16 protein-coding genes and 2 pseudogenes are annotated in these 19,429 nt (G+C 49.5%); 6 read left to right on the top strand and 12 right to left on the bottom strand.

Annotated elements, in window-relative coordinates; translation table 11 throughout:
- Positions 1-153: 153 nt before the first annotated feature.
- The 4 genes from MOY_RS03435 to MOY_RS03420 all read left to right on the top strand — a co-directional run bounded on the left by MOY_RS03435 (position 154) and on the right by MOY_RS03420 (position 5,275).
- Entirely contained in the window at positions 154-762 is a 609-nt protein-coding gene (locus MOY_RS03435; protein WP_009096531.1) for a hypothetical protein, read from the top strand.
- Positions 759-2,306 (top strand): DEAD/DEAH box helicase, encoded by a 1,548-nt coding sequence (locus tag MOY_RS03430; RefSeq protein ID WP_050949552.1) that lies wholly within the window; start codon positions 759-761, stop codon positions 2,304-2,306. Before MOY_RS03435 ends, MOY_RS03430 begins: the two co-directional genes overlap by 4 nt.
- Before the next feature lie 13 nt (positions 2,307-2,319).
- Positions 2,320-3,303, top strand: a complete 984-nt coding sequence (locus MOY_RS03425) for a site-specific integrase (RefSeq protein ID WP_009096528.1) — start codon at positions 2,320-2,322, stop codon at positions 3,301-3,303.
- A gap of 385 nt (positions 3,304-3,688) precedes the next feature.
- Positions 3,689-5,275, top strand: coding sequence for an ATP-binding protein (locus MOY_RS03420; RefSeq protein WP_009096526.1), 1,587 nt, complete (start codon positions 3,689-3,691; stop codon positions 5,273-5,275).
- 51 nt (positions 5,276-5,326) lie between these two features.
- Here the strand turns inward: MOY_RS03420 and MOY_RS03415 are convergent.
- The 4 genes and pseudogenes from MOY_RS03415 to tnpB form a co-directional block, all read right to left on the bottom strand.
- Positions 5,327-5,530, bottom strand: a pseudogene (locus MOY_RS03415) (dTDP-4-dehydrorhamnose 3,5-epimerase family protein); the annotation flags it as partial.
- Positions 5,531-5,576: 46 nt separating this feature from the next.
- Positions 5,577-6,356 (bottom strand): annotated as a pseudogene (locus MOY_RS03410) (IS3 family transposase); the annotation flags it as partial.
- 37 nt (positions 6,357-6,393) lie between these two features.
- A complete protein-coding gene (gene tnpC / locus MOY_RS03405; RefSeq protein WP_009096520.1) occupies positions 6,394-7,986 on the bottom strand; it encodes an IS66 family transposase in 1,593 nt (530 codons plus the stop codon).
- 45 nt (positions 7,987-8,031) lie between these two features.
- Complete coding sequence (gene tnpB, locus MOY_RS03400; RefSeq protein WP_009096518.1) at positions 8,032-8,289, bottom strand: IS66 family insertion sequence element accessory protein TnpB; 258 nt, start codon at positions 8,287-8,289, stop codon at positions 8,032-8,034.
- Positions 8,290-8,923: 634 nt separating this feature from the next.
- Between tnpB and MOY_RS03395 the strand changes: the two genes are divergently transcribed.
- Both MOY_RS03395 and MOY_RS03390 read left to right on the top strand, forming a co-directional pair.
- A complete protein-coding gene (locus tag MOY_RS03395) occupies positions 8,924-9,676 on the top strand; it encodes a glycosyltransferase family 25 protein (protein ID WP_082429663.1) in 753 nt (250 codons plus the stop codon).
- A gap of 2 nt (positions 9,677-9,678) precedes the next feature.
- Positions 9,679-10,923, top strand: coding sequence for a hypothetical protein (locus tag MOY_RS03390; RefSeq protein ID WP_009096514.1), 1,245 nt, complete (start codon positions 9,679-9,681; stop codon positions 10,921-10,923).
- On the opposite strand, the gene MOY_RS03385 is transcribed toward MOY_RS03390, so the two are convergent.
- The 8 genes from MOY_RS03385 to MOY_RS03350 all read right to left on the bottom strand — a co-directional run bounded on the left by MOY_RS03385 (position 10,920) and on the right by MOY_RS03350 (position 19,268).
- A complete protein-coding gene (locus tag MOY_RS03385; protein WP_009096512.1) occupies positions 10,920-12,194 on the bottom strand; it encodes an O-antigen ligase family protein in 1,275 nt (424 codons plus the stop codon). The two genes, MOY_RS03390 and MOY_RS03385, sit on opposite strands and share 4 nt — an antisense overlap.
- Positions 12,195-12,315: 121 nt before the next feature.
- Positions 12,316-13,701, bottom strand: a complete 1,386-nt coding sequence (locus MOY_RS03380) for an undecaprenyl-phosphate glucose phosphotransferase (protein WP_009096510.1) — start codon at positions 13,699-13,701, stop codon at positions 12,316-12,318.
- A 36-nt stretch (positions 13,702-13,737) separates the two neighbouring features.
- Positions 13,738-14,826, bottom strand: a complete 1,089-nt coding sequence (locus MOY_RS03375) for a glycosyltransferase (RefSeq protein WP_009096507.1) — start codon at positions 14,824-14,826, stop codon at positions 13,738-13,740.
- Positions 14,823-15,329, bottom strand: coding sequence for a glycosyltransferase (locus tag MOY_RS03370; protein WP_009096505.1), 507 nt, complete (start codon positions 15,327-15,329; stop codon positions 14,823-14,825). Before MOY_RS03370 ends, MOY_RS03375 begins: the two co-directional genes overlap by 4 nt.
- On the bottom strand, positions 15,326-15,787 hold the full coding sequence (locus tag MOY_RS03365) for an Oligosaccharide biosynthesis protein Alg14 (protein WP_009096504.1): 462 nt from the start codon (positions 15,785-15,787) through the stop codon (positions 15,326-15,328). The genes MOY_RS03370 and MOY_RS03365 overlap by 4 nt, the downstream gene beginning before the upstream one ends.
- Positions 15,784-17,019, bottom strand: a complete 1,236-nt coding sequence (locus tag MOY_RS03360; protein ID WP_009096503.1) for an O-antigen ligase family protein — start codon at positions 17,017-17,019, stop codon at positions 15,784-15,786. The genes MOY_RS03365 and MOY_RS03360 overlap by 4 nt, the downstream gene beginning before the upstream one ends.
- A 41-nt stretch (positions 17,020-17,060) precedes the next feature.
- Positions 17,061-17,852: a lipopolysaccharide biosynthesis protein gene (locus MOY_RS03355; protein WP_235803667.1), complete on the bottom strand. Its 792-nt coding sequence runs from the start codon at positions 17,850-17,852 to the stop codon at positions 17,061-17,063.
- Between the two features lie 96 nt (positions 17,853-17,948).
- Positions 17,949-19,268 (bottom strand): UDP-glucose dehydrogenase family protein, encoded by a 1,320-nt coding sequence (locus MOY_RS03350; protein WP_009096501.1) that lies wholly within the window; start codon positions 19,266-19,268, stop codon positions 17,949-17,951.
- Between the last annotated feature and the right edge of the window lie 161 nt (positions 19,269-19,429).

Here is a 19,429-nt window from a genome sequence, read left to right as displayed (position 1 = left end):
TAACACTGCCCTACCCGCCGTTAATTTATCCCCCACCATTTTCAGTTATCCACGCGCTTACTTGCTGAGCTACTTCACGTATTTCTCTTGCCTGAACGCCATTACCCATTGTTCACCTTTGGGAGATTGGTTTAACAAGCAGGAGGTGAGCGCATGAGCCAGTTAACCTCCTCGTCACTACCACCTCGTAAACCACGTCAAGATAACCCGTTAGGCCGCATGATTGCCGAAGCATTAGACAACCTGTTGTTGCGTTATGCCCATGCAGGTATTGAGTTTACGATTCCCGAAGCACGCAATGACCTTAGCGCTTTGCCGGATTTTGCAGATACGGACAAAACCCAACTTCGCTACTATGTTCGTGACCGCTTACACACTTTGGAACGCTTGGGATTAGCGACTCGTGTAGGGGTGATGGGCGAAAACCGCGCGATTTTTCGCTTACACCTCGAGGTAGTCGAGGCCGAGTGTACACAGCAAACTACCGACAATGCCCCACAATCTCCCGGAACGCATCGCTCGAGCAATGACAACCTGTTGGTGTTTTTAGAAAAAGACCGACAGCATCTGAGCACTCGCATGCAAATTGCAGTGAGCGAGGCTGAGTATTACAAAAAGGTGCTTGATCAGTACCCTGATGAAAAAGCACGTATTAGTCCGCTTCTTGAAACCGCGCTGGAAAAAAGCAGCCGCCTGAAAGGTGAATGGGACGCTAACGTGACCTTGCGATCTCAACTGGCAAGTCAGGGGAAACCGTCATGAAGCAGCAGTCCCCAGCACACCGCACTGCCAGCCCAACTTCTGCAACGCCTCCGCTACGACGGTGGCAATCCAATTGCCTGGCACGCGCCCTGACTAGCCTGTCATCACAAACACCCCATTTCCTCTGCCAAGCCACACCAGGCGCCGGCAAAATGCGGCTCGCTGCCGTGCTAGCAGAGGCGTTAATCAAACGCGGGGATATTGATTACGTCGTATACCTTGGCCCTACTCGCGCCGTTGTGAACGATGCACGCGACACCTTAGAGACAGTACTCAAACGCTCTTTGGACGGGCAGCTTGGCGCGGTTGGTGTAACACTTACCTATCATGCACTCACCAATCGCCTGGCTTCGCTCAAACAGCTATGCCTGAATGCAAATGTGTTTCTTATTTGGGATGAAAGCCACCACGCATCGGCCCCTGGTGGCCAAGTGGAGGCCCCAAATCAATGGGGCATGACACTTGTCGTATTAGAACGATATGTACGTTTTACGCTTGCCCTATCGGGTACCCCTTGGCGGACAGATGGCAGTTGCTTGCCGCTGCTGCGTTACGTGGAACAAACAGCCACCCCGACAGACGTTGAAGATAAAACTGCGTCTAAATCGCCTCGACAGCGCTTAATACCCGACTTTGTGTACACGCTGAAAGAGGCTATCCAAGATAGCGTTTGCCGCTATCCACATATAGAACTGGTCGATAACCGCAGCATTGGGTTAACACGCATTCATCCAAGGACTGGGCAAAAAGAAGCACGTCAATATGCCAGCATTCCACAGCTGCTTCGGCACCCTGGCGTACATTATGCCCATATCATTCGCGATGACGCCCCGTTATCCCATCTGCTAACACTCGGTATCAATCGCTTAAGCGAACTGCGCCAGCACGATCCATATGCAGGTGGCTTAATGGTGGCGGCCAGTATCCAGCACGCTGAAGAAATTACGCAGCGCTTAGAGAATGCGCATCAGTCTGTCTGCTTAGTCACTAGCAACGATCCAACTGCTCACGCACAACTAAAAGCATTCCGTTGTTCGCAGACTGCCTGGATTGTCTCAGTAGGCATGGTCACTGAGGGTGTGAACCTACCCCGACTGCGCGTTTGTTGCTATCTCAGCCACGTACGTACCGAACAGTTTTTTCGACAAGTTCTTGGCCGCATTATTCGGCGGCAAAATGATCGTGATACCACCTGCTATTTGTACGCGCTTAACGAGCCCTCTCTTCGACGATTTGCGCGGCGGCTTGCTGACGACCTACCAGACGACCTCGCCTATGTCACCCCAGTTGGCAACACTGATCGGCCTGCTGAGGAGCATCCGCGCATGACAGCAGCTGAACGTGAAGACGCCGCCTCAGCCACCACCGTAGATGACACCGACACGCATCAAGAGGGCAGCAAGGAAGGCGCAGCTAATGCTGATATTTCAGTGACTTTTCACGCAACAGCTCATAGCAACAATGCAAACGCCAGTATTGAGTCTGATGTGGCATTTTCACAAGCGTTTTATGAACGCCTTGTGGCCTTGCGCCTGGTCGATTAAGGGAGTCTGAATAATGAAAAAACCTAATCACTCCCTGTCTCTCGCTGCGGCGCGTCAACGCTCTAATCAAGACAAACTCTCTTTTAATGAACTCGGCCTGTCACGCGATGCGCGACGTTTGTTATCTGAAAGCGTTTCACCCAATACTGCAAAAGCCATGCGATCTGATTTGAAAGTGTATCAGCGCGCAGGCGGTGTGTTACCCGCCTCTGAGATCGAGATTGCCAATTATTTATCGGCCCAAAACGCCTTAGGCAAGAAGCCCGCCACGCTTGAGCGCTATGCCAACTCACTGCATATGTGGCACCGTTTTCACAATTTGCCATCGCCTGTACGCACCATCACTGTCCGCAGCGTGTTGCGAGGCATCAAAAAAAGCCGCGATACTCGCCAAAAATCAGCCCCCGCACTACGCCTTAAAGAACTGCATTCGTTGCTCGACGCCATAGACCGCAAAACTCTTCATGGGTTAAGGGATAGCACCATATTTTTGCTTAGCTTTTACGGTGCTTTTCGGCGCAGTGAAGTGGTGGCTCTGACTTACCAGGATATCGAGTGGCGACCGGAAGGGATCATCATTACTCTACGCCATAGCAAAACAAACCGCTCAGGTCGGATAGAAACGAAAAGTTTGATGCGTGCACCGTCCGATACGTCATATTGTCCCGTCGCCACACTTGAGCAGTGGCTGGCAGCTTCCGGCATTGTCAAAGGTGCGATTTTTCGAGGGGTTAGCGCGAAAGGTAAACTGGGTGCGGGCCGGATGGTGCCCCAGACACTTTACATAAGGATGCTAAAGGCGCTGGATAAAGCCGGCTTAGCCTCTAAAGGTTATACACCTCATAGCTTTCGAGCAGGCTTTATCACGGAAGCGCACTTACGCGGCAAAAGCGATGTACAGATCAAACGAGTGAGTGGACATCGCGATCAAAATACGTTTGAACGCTATATTCGCATTGCGGATGAGTTTGAAAATAACGCGGGAGACTTTTTTTGATGCCAACCAAGTTTAAGACAACCCTGCTGCCTTCTGGGATTCAGTGCTTTCAGTGAATCTACAAAGGGTTCAGCTCGGTACCATCCTGCCATGACAAAGACTCTCTGTGGTCACATTACAGGTTCCAGCTTTCGTACTTATACAGGTTACGCTTTATCGGGTCGACGGTAGCTAGTTCCCATCGACTCGATATTGATCAGCTACGCAATATCTCCCGTACTTTTCGTGCGGGGAAACCCGTCCCTAAGCGACTCCCTACAGCTTGCCCGGCACAAGTGATGTGAAACAACAGCTTCTACTCCCACGCTACGAGATGTCGGGCCAATATGACGGTGGTATAGTAAACTGTTGTCAATTAGTGACTTTTGGCTATCTGGAGGCCCGCATGGCGACCGATGGTACACGCCTTAGACTGCCGATAGGCATTCAGACCTTCTCGGAAATCCGCGAGGGTGGCTACTACTACGTCGACAAGACGCCGGTCATCGAGCGCCTGGTCCACCAGAACAAGTTTTATTTTTTGTCGCGCCCACGCCGCTTCGGCAAGAGCCTGCTACTCGACACCCTACGCTGCCTGTTCGAGGGCCGTCAGGCGCTGTTCGAGGACCTCTACATTCACGACCGCTGGGACTGGCAGCAGAAAGCCCGCCCAGTCATCCGCCTAAGCTTTGGTAGCGGCGTGGTGCGTAATCGTGAGGAGCTTGATACACGCATTCGCCATCAGCTGCGTAAGGAGCGCGAGCGCTTTACGCGGGCCGCCGCTACCCCCAACACGGATATTCCAGGGGAGTTCTCTGACCTGCTAGAACTTGCTCATCAAGAAACAGGCCAGTCGGTGGTGCTACTGATCGACGAGTACGACAAGCCCATCCTCGACAATATCCTGGAGCCCGAGCGTGCACGAGAGTTGCGAGAGGGACTGAAGAATCTCTATAGCGTGATCAAGGATGCCGACCCCCATCTGCATCTAGCACTGATCACCGGAGTCTCTAAGTTCAGTAAGGTTAGTCTGTTCTCGGGACTAAACAATCTCAACGACATCACTCTGGATGCCCCGTTCAGCACGATTTGCGGCTATACCGATGACGATATTGACACCGTCTTTGCCCCCGAGCTACCTGGCCTAGACCGTGACACCATTCGCGCTTGGTACAACGGCTACCGCTGGGGCAGCCCTGAAGTCGCATCGGTCTATAACCCCTTCGATGTACTGCTGCTACTACAGAAGCGTGAGTTCGGCCCTTACTGGTTCGAGAGCGCCACGCCCACCTTCCTGGTGGACATTCTCAAGCAGCGCGGGGTGTTCACCCCTCAACTAGATCGGCTTCAGGCTAAGGCCCAGCTGCTCGGACGCTTCGACGTGGACGACATCACCACCGAAGGGCTACTGTTTCAGACTGGCTACATCACCATCAAGGAGGTGCAGGAGCCGATGCTGGGCTACCGGCTTTACACGCTGGGATTTCCCAATCTGGAGGTGGAAAGCAGCCTTAATGATCTACTGCTTCCTGTGCTCGGGATCGGTCACACTGAGGCACAAACCCACCAACTCGGACTCATGGACGTCCTGCAGCGCCACGATCTAGCGGGCTTGGAGGTTCACTTTAAAGCACTCTACGCCGGACTACCCCACGACTGGTATCGCAACAACCCAATTGCCCAGTATGAAGGGCATTACGCGAGTGTCTTCTACAGCCACTTTGCTGCCCTGGGGCTCGCTATCATCGTGGAAGACGCCAGCCACCACGGCCGAGTGGACATGACCGTCGACTTCAATGGCCATCTCTACCTGTTCGAGTTCAAGGTGGTGGAGCAGCTACCCGAAGGCAAGGCACTGGAGCAGATCAAGGCCAAAGGCTATGCCGACAAATACCGCTCATCCGGTAAGCCCATCCATCTGATTGGGGTGGAATTTTCCCGCCAGCAGCGGCAGATCGTGGCGTTTGAGGTGGAAACGGCGCATGGAACTTAAAGGGAATATTTGTCTTCTTGAGGGGAGCACGGTCATTCCCATAAGACACCCTCAGCTCTTGCCGAAAAACTCCGCAGCTTTAAAGCTGCATCCAGCTCGATCTTTTTCCGATAGCGAAAGCGGCACCCCTAAGTCTGGCCATTCAATATCCAAGTCGGGGTCGTCAAAGCGAATGCAGCGCTCGGACTCAGGATGGTAGTAGTCGGTCGTCTTATATAAAAAGTCAGCCGTTTCAGACATCACCACAAAAGCATGCCCAAACCCTCGGTGATTTTCAACCTAGTTGTCCAAATGGCTGCCTCTAAGCAGCCTGTTTATTACACTCGACTTCCTGAAGCTTGCCAGGGTTGAGCGCTACCGAACCGGGTACCTCCCAGTTTCGGGTGCTCCCCGACCAACGCTGTGGATGCCGACGTTTAGCTCTTTCATAAACCGCTTTGCGATGTTCAAGGCGTTCTCGATCGACACCTTGATGCCGGTCAGCGGGCGTCACGTAGCGAATACCACTGTGCAGGTGTTGTTCGTTGTAAGCGTGTTCGAACGTCAGCATCCAGTCACGTACCGCGTTTAGCGATGCAAAGCCCTTTGTGGGCCACGCTGGGCAATATTTGACAGTGCGGAACAACGCTTCTGAGTAAGGGTTGTCATTGCTCACCCTCGGTCGGCTGTAAGACATCAACATCCCCAGCTCTGTTAACCTCGCTTTCAGCGTATAAGATGTCATCGGCGCACCGTTATCAGAGTGCAATACCGGAGGATGATGCCAGCAGCCTTCGCGCAATAGGGCACGCTCCAGCAAGTGTTTCGCTAACTCGCCTGATTCCGCCTCGTGGACTTCCCAGGCGATGATTTTGCGACTGTAGATATCCATAATCAGGTAAAGATACCAGTGCTGACCACGCACAACGGAAGAGCAGTAGCTGATGTCCCAGCACCAGACTTGATTGGGCCCAGTGGCCGTAAAGCTCGTCGGCTCTGGTACTGAGCGGCGTGGCTTCATTCGCCCTCGATGGTGCTGCTGTTGGTGCTTTTTCAGCACTCGATAAAATGACGACTCGGAGGCCAAGTAGACCCCTTGATCGTAAGCGAGCCACTAACCACACCTAGGCAGTCAGTGCTTAGACCGGTAATGTCTCTTTCCACTGCCAGGGCAACAGCGTACTGAGTTCGTCTTCGTTGAGCGTGGGCAGCGTTTCAAAGACATACTGTAAGTAGTCGTAAGGCGAGAGACCATTGGCTTTGGCCGTTTCGATCAGGCTATAAATCGCCGCACTGGCGTGAGCACCGCGCGGGGTGTGGCTGAACAGCCAGTTTTTACGCCCCACCACGAACGGGCGGATGGCGTTCTCTGCCGGATTGTTGTCAAGCGGGATCAGGCCATCGCCCAGGAACCGGATCAGCCGAGGCCACTGGTTATCCAAGTAGTGCAGGGCTTTACCCAGCGCGCTTTTAGGCAGCACCTGGGCCAGCGACTTGTCGAGCCAGATGCGCAGTTGATCGATCAGTGGGCGGCTCTTCTGTTCACGCAGCGCCTGACGCGCCTCGGGTTCAAGGGCCTTCGCCTGCTTTTCCACGCCATACAGCTTACGGATCTGGTTCAGCGCCCAGTCCGCTTTACCGGTTTTACCTTTAGGCTGCACTTTCTGGGCATCCACGAACTTACGCCGGGCATGCGCCCAGCAGCCCGCATGGGTGATCCCATTACGACGCACGATCTCGGCATAACCTTCATAGCCATCGGTGAGTAAGCGTCCTGTATAGTCGCCCAACAGATCAACGGGCACCCGTCCGGCGCGGCTGGCGGCGTAGTCGAACAAGACGACTTGCTGACCCGGCGGGCCACCGCGCTGCACCCACATGTACGAGGCGATACTGGCAGAGCGATCCGCTTCTTGATTGACCTGCAGCGTCGTCTCATCCATGTGGATCAGCGAGGCATTTAAGAGATGTTGGCGCAACCTGTCGATCAGTGGGGTGATCCGTTCTCCCACCTGCACCATCCAGCGTGCCAGGGTATTACGGGGGATCTCAGCGCCATGGCGGGCAAAGATCTGGCTTTGGCGATATAACGGTAGCGCGTCCTGGTATTTAGCCGTCGCCACATAGGCGAGTAGCGTGGCGCTGGCATTGCTCTTGGGCAACAGTTTGGCGGGTGCCGGGGCGGTATTGACGCCCTCTTCGCATAGCGGGCAGGCATATTTGCGTCGTACATGACGGATCACCTCGATCCGGGCAGGCACCACGTGCAGTTCCTCACTCACCTCTTCACCGATCACCTTGAGCGCGGTGCCATCATCGTGGCAGTAGCGAGCATCATCGGGCAGTTCATGGACGACCTCGATACGCGGCAGCTCCGGCGGTAGCGCAACACGCCCGCCGCGCGTGCGACGTTTAGCAGACGTGATGATCTCGCTCGTCGCGTCATCAGCGACGGCGTCGCACGCCGATGCGTCACTGTCTTCCTCGTCAACGGCTACTTCCGCTTCATTGATCAGAAGATCCCGCTGATCGACGCGGTACTTCTCAGTGGAAGGGCCGAACTGACGCTCCAGGGCCAGCCGGAACTGTTCAAACAACGACTGCTTGGTGGCCTCCCACTGCGCTTCCTTTTTCTCCATCAACGCCAACAGCCGCGCATTTTCAGCGTCAGCAGCGGCCAGCTTACGTTCAAGCTGAGTGACTGTCAGTGAGGAAGCGTTGGCATTTTTCATGCCGCTTAGTTTACCAAAAACGCCCCTAAAATAGGAGCGTTACGACTATCCAACCCGCTGAAAATCCAATGCTTTGTGAGGCTGCATGGCCTTTAAATTATAGCCATCCAGCAACCAGTTAAGCTCTTGACCCGTTAACGTTACGGTCTCGTCCTTCAGGTGCGTGGGCCATTTAAACCGCTCACGCTCCAAGCGCTTGTACCACACAACAAAGCCGTTACGTTCCCTGAACAGCAGTTTCACTTTATCGCGCTGGCGATTACCGAACACGAACAGCGCTTGATCAAACGGGTTCAAGGCCATGGCTTAACGCTTGGGTGGGATTGAGTTCGCGGTTCATGATAACCTCCAAAATCAAAGAGACCCTGAGTGTGATCAGCCAACGTTAAAGTGGGTAGATGGGTTTAGTGGCGCGCTTACCAATCGCTACTGGTTCGATATGAGATAAATTACAGCATGAGTGCCAAAGGCAACTGTTATAATCATGCCGTACCGCACGCACCTTCCAAAGTCTCAAGGTTGAAGAGATCCATATAGAACAGTTTAAAATGCGAAGCGATATGAGGCGTCAGGCATTTGGAAACATCAAGTTCGACTATAACTAGCAACGACGGCACAGTACTATAGAGATGATCAGCCCTGAGGTCCTTGAACCTCAATTTATCGCATAAACCAGTTTCCACTGCTGCGGGGTAAGATCAAACTGCGATTTACAGCCACAGCTGACTACATTCAAAGCTAAGTACCGCCTAAAACTCGAATTCTCGGCCTACAAGTAGCCATAGCGACTCACCTGCAAAACGAAGAAAATAGAGTACCTTAGCTTTGAAGCCCGAGTAACCAACGCCTGGTAGCTGATTGAGCGTATGCTGGGAGACAATATGGTTAGTTATTTCCCTGACGATCGATGGACGATATTCAATCAAGGAGCAGATGAGTGAGCACTAAGCATTTTAGCATTTATGTATTGACAATGAGAGACGAGACAAGGATTAAGTCCATTGAGCGCCAGATGTCTGACCTAACCCTTACCTATCAGTACATCGATGCAACTGTTCTCGAAGATATCGAACAGATGACTCATCCAATTAATCGTAATGCAATCGTAAAAAAATATGGACGAATGCTCACCAAGGGTGAGGTCAGTTGCTTTCTTAGCCACCGAAAAATTTGGCAGGAGGTAATTGCCGGGGGAAAACTGGCCGTGATTTTTGAAGATGATGCTCTTATAGATGAGGACATTAAGCACTTTTTAGATTGTTTAGCAATGGAACCGGTAGCTTTTGATGTGGTTTTGTTAGGTCACTCTAAAAAAGATTATCGCCATAAAAAGATGTATCATTTTCTTGAGCCGTTAAAAAATGGTGAGCCATTGGGTACTTATACGCTAGGAAGAGGATTTAAAACTTGGCCTTCTGGTGCAGTTGGCTATGTGATCACACCCGCAGGAGCAGAAAAGTTACTAGCAGCATCTCGCACAATCTGCTGTGTATTAGATGACTGGCCCTATTATGAAAATAAAGGCGTTTTGGTTAAGGAAGTAAGGCCTTTATTGGTTTGGGAAGATTTTGTTAATATTGCAAGCTCGTTAGAAAGTGATCGACAAACACCTGCTAGAAAAAACTTCCTTTTTTTAGCTCGAGTAGTGAGAGGTGTGATGCGTAATATTAAGTCCCGGCTGGGGAATTAATCATGCATCCCCTCCGTTCTATTGAAAAGCTACTGCCATTTATCACTGCCGCCACACCAGGTGGATTCCGCATATTTGTGCTTGGCTTTGCTAGCTTCTTTGTTGTGCAGGATAGTGTTGTCTTCTTTTCGACCCAGTATACCTTAGCGTCTTTTTTTGTCATGGTGTCTGGTGTTGGATTTGCTACAATTTTAATGAAAAGAATGGCTAATGATGAAAGATTTTCGATTTTTTTTCGTTATGCGCTCTCTTGCTCCCTGATCGGAGGAGGCGTTGCAGCATGTGTGCTATTTGTGATCTCACTGGCGGTTCCTGTACCCAACTTATGGGCTGTACTAGGGCTAACATTAATAACATCACTTTACCAAGTTTTTCGAAATTACCTAGTTTTTAAAAGACATTTCTGGAAACTTTTCTTTTATGATTTTATCATTGGGCTTTTGTTTCTTATCTTTACTCTAGCGGCGTTCCTCACCTTGGGCCCATTAGACGCAGGGAAACTATTGAATGTTCTGACTGTGTCTTACGCACTTGCTTTTCTTATAGTTTGGGGGATAGTGGCTGCGCAGGAAAGTGGTGGCGCATTTACTGCTGGAGTAAAATTAATTCCTCTCAGAGACTTACTCTCGAGCTTAGTAGTGGGCTTTTCAAATGCAGCCAGTAGTGGTGTTGGATTTATTTTGCCCTCTTTATTTATTGCGCTTGGAGGCAACGATGTTGCTATTGTAGCTTCCCTGTGTGTAGCGGTGTTTAGTGCTATGTCTGCTCTGCCGAGAGGATTAATTAACAATAATGCTTTCGCATTATCGAAAATGGTCATGTTGCGAGACTATGCATCTACAGTAGTAGTACCGCTTCGCAAAAAAATATACACACTAGTAGCCGTCTTGGTTCCTACGCTTTCTATTACTATCGTTATGTATTTTTACATCTCTAATGCGGTCACCGATTATTGGATAGTTCTATTTTTTGTTGCTGCATTTGCATTTAATGTAGCAACAGGTCAGCTAGGCGTGATTGAATCAGTACTAATTAACTTCTGTGGCTATGAGCGTTTCTCACTTACCTTTAACATGGTGGTCTTTTCATTAGTACTTTTAGTATTCGGAATCGTGCGGTCTATTCCTGAAGCGCAAGAGTGGGTATACATCATCTATGCCGTTCCTTTTGCACTGGGAGTTATAAATATTTTACGATTATTTTGGTACCGAAAGATGGTAATCCGCTATTTTGAAGTTGCCACCTAACCGGTTTGCTCAGTCCTGCAGGGATGTGGCCGAGCAGCATTGTAGGTACCCCATAGTGTTACCAGCAAAAAGGCGTACATCATCACCCCGCTGTTATGCCCCATGAATACCTGAGTTAAACCAAAATCCATAAATGTGACAGGCAGCAGCACACCAGCAGTTGCTAGCGCCCGAGTGCCAAGGTGTTTAGCTTTGAGGTGACGGGCAAATAAGCGCAGAGGCACAAAGTAAAGCGTTAACAGCACTACCAACCCGAGCAGGCCTCGTTTGGCAAGCGCATCAATAAACTCATTATGCGCATGACCGTATTGGGCGGCTTCATCACTGATCACACCGGCCTCTCCAAAAGCGGACATGGCATCGGCATAGCCATTACTTCCCCAACCGGTAAGTGGTTTTTCTTTAATAAGTAGAGCAGCACCACGCCACATATCAAACCGTGCACCTACCGAGGTAGAGCGGTTTTCCCCAGAAATATATTGCGCAACATCGCTGAAGCCGTGATGGATACGCTCCTGGACTCCCATCTGCGGTACCGCATACACCGTAGCACCACCGACCACCACGGCAACTAACGTCGCTATTTTCAGCTTAACCGAAAGCTGATTACCGTAGGCCCGATATAGCACTAACAGTACAATCGGAAACCCGACCCACCCTCCTCGGCTGCCTGAAAACAGTGAGCCCAACATGCCACCAGCTGCCCCTAGCAGCAGCAATGCCAGCCATATACCACAACGTCGCTGAGTAGCGGCCCAACCAAGTCCCGCTATACAGAGCACACCTAGCAGCATACTTAAGTTGCCAAACTGAATCACTTGAGTGTGGCCTTGGGCACGTTCCACGCCTTCGACTAACTTTTGCCAGCCACTCCAACTGCCTGCAGTTATAGCTCCAACTGCTATACCGCCCCATAGATAAGCCAGCTTGGGTGGGTAGCGCAGCACCCATAACAAGGCAGGAATTGCTAGAATAAAACGAATGGGTCTATCAAGCCCACTGCTTCCCTGTCCATCCAGCCAAGCTTCAAGCATGTTCACCACTGCATAAGCGAGTAGCGCAGCAATTACCCAGGTGTCTTGTTTGGTTAGTACAGGCAGCCGACGTGCGATGATCATCCCCACACCAGCGATAAACAGCATCACTGCACCGATGGAGTAACCGCTAGGCACCACCAAGCATGCCGCTGACAATAAAAAAACAGCGATACTCGTAAATTGATTCGGAAAGGAAGCAACTTTTTTAGTAGAGAAATGGGTGAACAACGTCATTAAATCACTAATCCTGGCAATTAAGGAGCACGTTAGGCCGCTAAAAACTTAAAAGTGCGAGTCTATCACACCCTATCAACCCGCCTTCTGCTAAAGACAGTTATTGAATGTTGTTCAAGAATTAATAGGCATTTTTATTAATAAAACCTTTGAATACAGTCAGCACGATGATCTTTAAGTCCAACCAAAGCGACCAGTTGTCTATGTACCACAGATCATACTCTACTCGACGCTGCATTTTTTGTAGCGTATCTGTTTCCCCACGTAGACCATTAACCTGCGCCCAACCAGTAATACCTGGCTTCACTTTATGGCGGCGCATGTAGGACTCAACCAGCTCTTTGTACTGCTCGTTATGCGCAAGCGCGTGCGGGCGTGGGCCGACAATCGACATGCGACCTTGGAGTACATTGTAGAATTGCGGCAGCTCATCTAACGAAGTGCGCCTCAAAAATGCCCCTACGCGAGTAACCCGGGGGTCATGCCTGCTTGCCTGGGTGACGCTACCTACCTCTTCTTGATGCACATGCATTGAGCGAAACTTATAGACCCTGAACCGTCGACCATTCGATCCTTCTCGATACTGTTTAAACAGAATAGGCCCTGGCGAGGTGAACTTGATGGCCAGCACAATCGCTAAGCATACCGGTAGGATCATAATGGAGATAAGCGAACCAATGATGATATCTTCGCTACGCTTAACAAAACGAGACATACCGCTCATAGGTGACACACTTAGGTCTATAGCATAGTGCCCTGCCACCTCGCTCATGCGGTGGTTAAGTAAATGCATATCCTCAAACGCGGGAATGAAGCGCACTTCTGCCGTGTGGTTGCGGAGTGCATAAAACAGCGCTCGAACCGTTTGGCCCATTTCAAAGGGAACACAGATCCAAACCTCTCGCGCCTTAGAGCGGCTAATTCGCCGGACAATACGCGCGATACACTCATCGCTAACTGTACCTTTAATACGTTCGACACCCGCGATGCTGTGCCCTTCCCAGGCGGCACTGCGGATACCTTCTGCAACGCTGAGTACGTTGGTCGCTGGACCAATCAAAAAAACCGGCCGTCTTGCGCCTCCCCGCAAGCGCACATGCTGTAAGCCAAGCTGCACCAGCGTGCGCGCCCCTCCTGCAAATAGAAACGATATTGCTAGAGTTAAGCCAATCCATAACCGGGAATAGCGATCAGCGGCATGGGAAAAAAAGATCAAAGATGCAGCAGTGATACCCACTGCTGCCCACACTAATAACAACTTACCCAACATTTGCGCTACCGGTGTAATTCGCCAGCGACGGTAACTACCAGACATGCTATTAATCACCAGCACTAGAAGGCCAATGCAAATTAAGGCGAGCACATAGCGCTCATGAGGTTGAAGCGAACTAAACCGTACCCAGTACGCTAACCAGCCGCCAACAAAAATGGCGAGCACATCAAAAAAGGGAAATACCACCTGCGGAGGGAAACGCTCAGAAAACGTCATCGTTTTTGGCTTACCCATTGCGGCCTCTCTTTATGCATTCAATCATCAACATGTTCAATCGCTTTGCTGCTTTCTCAAAATAGTACTCACCCCTTGGGAGAATACTTGCTGGTCACTAAACTGTTCGCGCACCTTGCTTGCCTGCTCGCGGAGAAGAGCACGTTTATCTTCAGATTGGGCATAAAACGCTTCGAGTGCTGCGACCAGGCCCTCTACTCCATCCTCATAAAAGAAGCCGTTCTTGCCCTCTTGAATATACTCCTTCGATGCATGCAGCTTCGCGTTCGCAATTACGGGAATCCCACAGGCCAGTGCCTCTACAGCGACCAAACCGAAGCTCTCGCTAACCGATGGAAATACAAACACGGAGAAACCCGTCAAAATGTTTGGCAACTGCTCTCTAGGAAGCGCCCCAGTGAATGTCGTTGAAGATGCAATCCCTAATTGTTCTGCTGCCCGTTCCAACACAGTTCGCTGAGAACCCTCCCCAACCAAGATTAGGCGCTTATTTGGGATAGCGAGCTTAGCAAATGCTTCCAGCAGCGATTGGCAGTTTTTACCCGCCTCTAGGCGTGACACACAGCCTACAGTGAACATATCTGACTGCGTCACTGATGACATAGTCGGCCGTGCAACGAAGTGCTCCCCTACGCTATCAGGGTACACTTTAACGATATGTGATAAGGGAAAGTCCAAATGTGTGTTGATCTGGTGGCGAAAATGTTCTGAAGGTGCCACACACAGATCTACATTGCCCTTTAGCCGATGAAAACAAGAACGAAATAGCCGCGAACTCGTGATTTGTACGAGATCGGTACCATGAAAGCGCAGCACCAGATAAAAATGCTTGGGCTTAACTAGTGATAGCAAATACAGCAGTGGCAAAAAATATACCGGGTAGTGAACTTCCAACAGAGTCCCGACGGGTTTATTGCGTAACGAAAGAACACACCGAGTAAGCAAACCTGCATATAGCTTAATCTTGCTGAATTTGCCGGTAGGCTTTTCACGAATCGCGACAAGCTGGACGTTTTCGTCACCCAGCGCCTGACGCCATGCTTGCTCAGTCGATTTTACAAAGGTGCCATAGTGAGGAGCTTGCTTTGTAGGGTAAAGATTGGTCCATAAAAGCAGCTGTTTCATAGCTTGCGGCCCTTAATACCAAGATGTTCAGCAATATGACGCCCTAGCTCATTATTTTGGCTTTTCTGGCCTGAAAGCTGGTAGGCCGCATCAGGGTTTATCAGTTCATCAAGGGCGGTAAAAAATGCCTGCTTATTGGAACAAAACGAGAGTGTTGGGAACCGGCCCGTAAATGCCTTGGCAGTATCCAGCTGATGATCGTTGCGGTGTTCAGCTAGTGCATATTGGCGCGGTAGAAATACGCCTCGCTTGCCATGATCTAGGCACGATAAAATACTGCCCATTCCTGCATGCGAAACAATACCCTGCGCTTGGCAAAACCATTGGTAATACTCGTCACTTGAGAGCGTTTTGAATACTTTCATATGTGGGTGGGTAAACTCGCTACTTTCACCCACCTGAGCAACCACCTCCCCTATGTAGCCGCTGGTATCGCGCCATTCTGCAAAAGTTTCCAACAAGCGATCAAACGGCAACTGGGTACCGACAGTGATAAAAATCATAGGACTTTTCCCCAGTAGCTGACGCGCTTGTCATTAGCCGCCAAATGCTCCCACTGGGTGAGACAGATATCGCAAAAAAACCGCGCTAACTTTCCAGAAAAGGAGAGCTGCTGGTAGTTGGCCATGCTATCGACCCAGATCACTTGTTTGCCCATAAGCTTAGCGATAAAGCAGAGGAGTAAGCCAGGCAGCGCGCCAGTAGAAATGACGGTATCTGGTTTAGCGATTTTCAACACGGCATACGTTCTACGGACAGCAGAGATCAGGTCTTTTATGCGACTGCCACGGTGTATATTGGGGCAAAAAAGGGTGGGGGCTTCGTTTACTATTAAGCCCTGTTCAGTGCTAGCAAAGGTAAACGAGACGCTGTTCTGATCCACATTCTCTACTATTTGCCCATAAAGCCGCTTTAGCTGTATGAAGTGACCTCCGAAAGATCCCACTAACAGAATTTTCATGATTCCTCCCTGAATGTCAGCTGTTCATATTTTAGTTTATGAAGGTACCCCACCAATAATGCGGTAGCGCTCGAAGCAATGCCTGAATTCACCACATGCCCTGCTGCCACGCTAACTCCCAGCACGGTAAAAATAAGTAGCAAAAAACTAATCCCAAACCGTGATTGACGCTTTAACAGTTGGGCTGCCCAGATGACCCCTAGCAGCCAGGGCAAATAAAAGAGCACGCCACCCACCACGCCAAACGTAATGAATACATCGACAATATCTATTTCAACCAGAGACCCTCGAATGCTGAGTAGCTGATCAACCCCCACTCCAAACAGGACATCCATAAATCCAAAAGGCACGATCACAAGCTCAATCGCTTCCTTCAGAAAAGAGAGACGACCGCTAAGTAATGCCCCCCAAAAACCACCGTGTAATTGCTGTAGAAAAAGCATCCGGTCAAGTAAACCAGTCGCCTGTATGAACTGATAGCCAAGTACGATGACCGCCGCCATGCCTATCAAACCAAACGTATATACAGTAGGGATGCGCCTGACTTTAAAGTAACCGTTGTGTATGAGAGAAAACACGAATATTAAACAGATGCCTAGCATCGCAACTTTAGTGGCTTTCATTAGGAAAAAAATCAGAAACACACCAAACACACCAGCTAGCAGCCAAGTACTTTTCGTCTCCGCAAGCCGAAATAGCACAATGCTGGCGGAAGCCAGCATGAGGTAACTCATTTCATTACCTGCGATGATGAAACCTTTACCGCCTATTCCCCCGGCATACTGGGACTCTCCAACGCCAAACACACCTAGCGTGACGTTCAACGACATAATGAAAAAGTAAAAAAACATTAACCATGCAATTTTTCGACGGTTCCAAAAATCGCTTGGATGCTTAGCTTCGCCTACTAAATAAAACAGCAAAACTAGTGTCAGTAGCCCCCTTACAGCCCATGTGATGCTTTCGATGGCATGCCCGTAAGTGAACACCTGGTAAAAGAGACACAAGGTGATCAATGCAGCGCATAAAAGTGCGTATACAAACAGCCTTACATGATAAATCAACATCATGATCATCAGCCCTATAAAACCTAGTGCCTTATAGGGCGCAGAAATGCTCGGTATAGGCACGTTATGGTAGTAAAAATAACCATTCACCGTATCAACAACAGGCCATGCTATGAGAAAACACAGCAGTAAGATATTGATGCACTTTTTCAGTTCAAGGTCCATGGATGCCTCCGGCGGGCACTGAGCGCTTCAAATGCCTCAACTTACTTGGCACGCCGATAAGCAACAGCTACTTGTTTTACAAAAACACTGAACACCGCCACTAACGGAGTCAACAGCAAAGCTACTATTATACCAATCGCTAAGATAAACTTTTTACCAATACCCGCTGGCTCAAGGGATTGTAACGCGAACTGGGTTGAGTCACCGGGGTTAATACTTTCAATACGACGCTCGAGCTGGAGCATTTTCTCAAAAAAAGTAACCTGTAATTCGCGTGCAGCTTCACTGTTTGACTCACGTGCTGCTTCTAACGCTTGAGAGTAAGCTTCGTACTGTTCATTTAGTCTCTCTGTTAAGCTTTCAACCAGCTGATGCTGATCTTCCTGAATGGAGGCGACTAAGCCTTCGTGAAATTGTTCAACAACAGGCCGATATGCTGTCTCCGCGTCACTACTTATGCGAAGCAACAGGGTGTTTCTAGGGTTAGACACATCGACATCAAAAGTAATACCAGTGATTTCATCGTCTTGTAAAAGCTGCCTACGCTGCTGGTCAATAAAAACATTATCTAATTTTGCGATGACCTCTTCGGGCTTTTCAAGCCCCACACGATTTCCTTCCAGTGTTTCATAAGAAGCAATAGCGTACACCGTGACAAACCCATACTTTACTGGCTTCAGCCATAGCGCAATCAGTGTTAAGAGCATTATGCAAACCACACTTGCAAGCATGATTTTCCACTGTTTTATCAGCAAAACCACGAAGTCAACCAGCAACATTTCACCTGGGTTTGCATTCTCCTTAACCCGTGAATCCATTCTATCCCCCGTCATTACTGCTCTCCATTTACCGCATAGCGGTTATGCTTATTAGGCTAATTAATTTGCACGACGCGTCTAAACTTACTTGACAAGTATAGATTTCAATACTTATCGGCCAACACCATAATATTTAATTCCCTTTTTCAGCATGCGAGAAGGATCAAATAAATTACGGCCATCAAAAATAACCGGCTGAGAAAGCGTTGCTTTAATCAAGTCAAAATCGGGCGCTTTAAAGGACTGCCAATCAGTGACAATAATGAGAGCATCAGCATTTTTAAGCGCCGCCTCTTTAGTACCACATAGCGTTAAATCATTACGATTCCCATAAATGCGCTGTGCTTCTTCCATCGCTTCGGGGTCATACGCTTTTACTTTAGCTCCTGCTTGCCATAACGACTCCATCACCACGCGGCTAGGCGCTTCACGCATATCGTCAGTATTGGGCTTAAAGGCAAGCCCCCACAAAGCGACTACCTTGCCTTCCAACTGGTTACCAAAATGTCGGCTAATTTTTTCAAACAACGAATTTTTTTGCAGCTGATTGCGCTCTTCTACTGCTTTAAGCACTTTTGCATCAAAGGCAATACCTTCCGCTGTACGAATAAGTGCCTGAACGTCTTTAGGAAAACAAGAACCACCGTAACCTGCGCCAGGATAAATAAAATGGTACCCAATGCGTGGATCGCTGCCGATTCCTTGCCGAACCATTTCAATATCAGCACCTAGTCGTTCAGCCAGGTTAGCCATTTCGTTCATGAAGCTGATTTTAGTAGCTAACATACAGTTAGCCGCATACTTAGTTAGCTCAGCACTATGAACATCCATGGTAATCATTTTGTCATGGTTGCGATTAAACGGAGCGTAAAGCTCCCGCATGATCTCAATAGTGTCGCTATTATTGGTACCAATAATAATGCGATCAGGTTTTTTGCAGTCAGCAACAGCGCTCCCCTCCTTCAAAAACTCAGGGTTTGAGACGACATCAAACAAAAAATCAACGCCACGCTTAGTTAACACGTCAGCTACTTTAGAGGTTACTTTGTTAGCAGTACCAACTGGCACTGTGGACTTATTTACTATCACTACTGATTTTTGCATGTGAGTGGCAATAGTTTCAGCCACTTTTAATACGTATTGAAGATCAGCGCTGCCATCTTCGTCAGGAGGAGTCCCTACTGCAATAAACTGCACATCACCATGCTTAACACCTTCTTCTGCGTTGGTGGTAAACGTCAACCTTCCTGTCGCATGGTTTTCAGCAACGAGTGTCTCTAACCCTGGCTCATAGATAGGAATGATGCCCTGCTCCAAGCGTGCGACTTTTTCAGCATCTACGTCAACGCACACTACGTTATGACCTACGTCAGCAAGAACGGCGCCTTGCACCAGCCCGACATAGCCTGTTCCGAACACGGTTACATTCATACTTTTCCTATCAACTTACATAGCTCGTTAATTGACACAGCCAGGCACAATACTGTCGATCGGCTGGCAGCTATAAACGTAAACTATCATACCTGTTCGCAGCTGCGCTGTAATGTTGTGCCGATTTCTGCAACGCTGCAAATTAAATCCTGCACGTAGCT

It is taken from the genome of Halomonas sp. GFAJ-1 (assembly GCF_000236625.2).
Classification (GTDB): Bacteria; Pseudomonadota; Gammaproteobacteria; order Pseudomonadales; family Halomonadaceae; genus Vreelandella.
The sequence above is the reverse complement of the archived record's forward strand: the minus strand, read 5'-3'. Positions and strand labels throughout refer to the sequence as shown.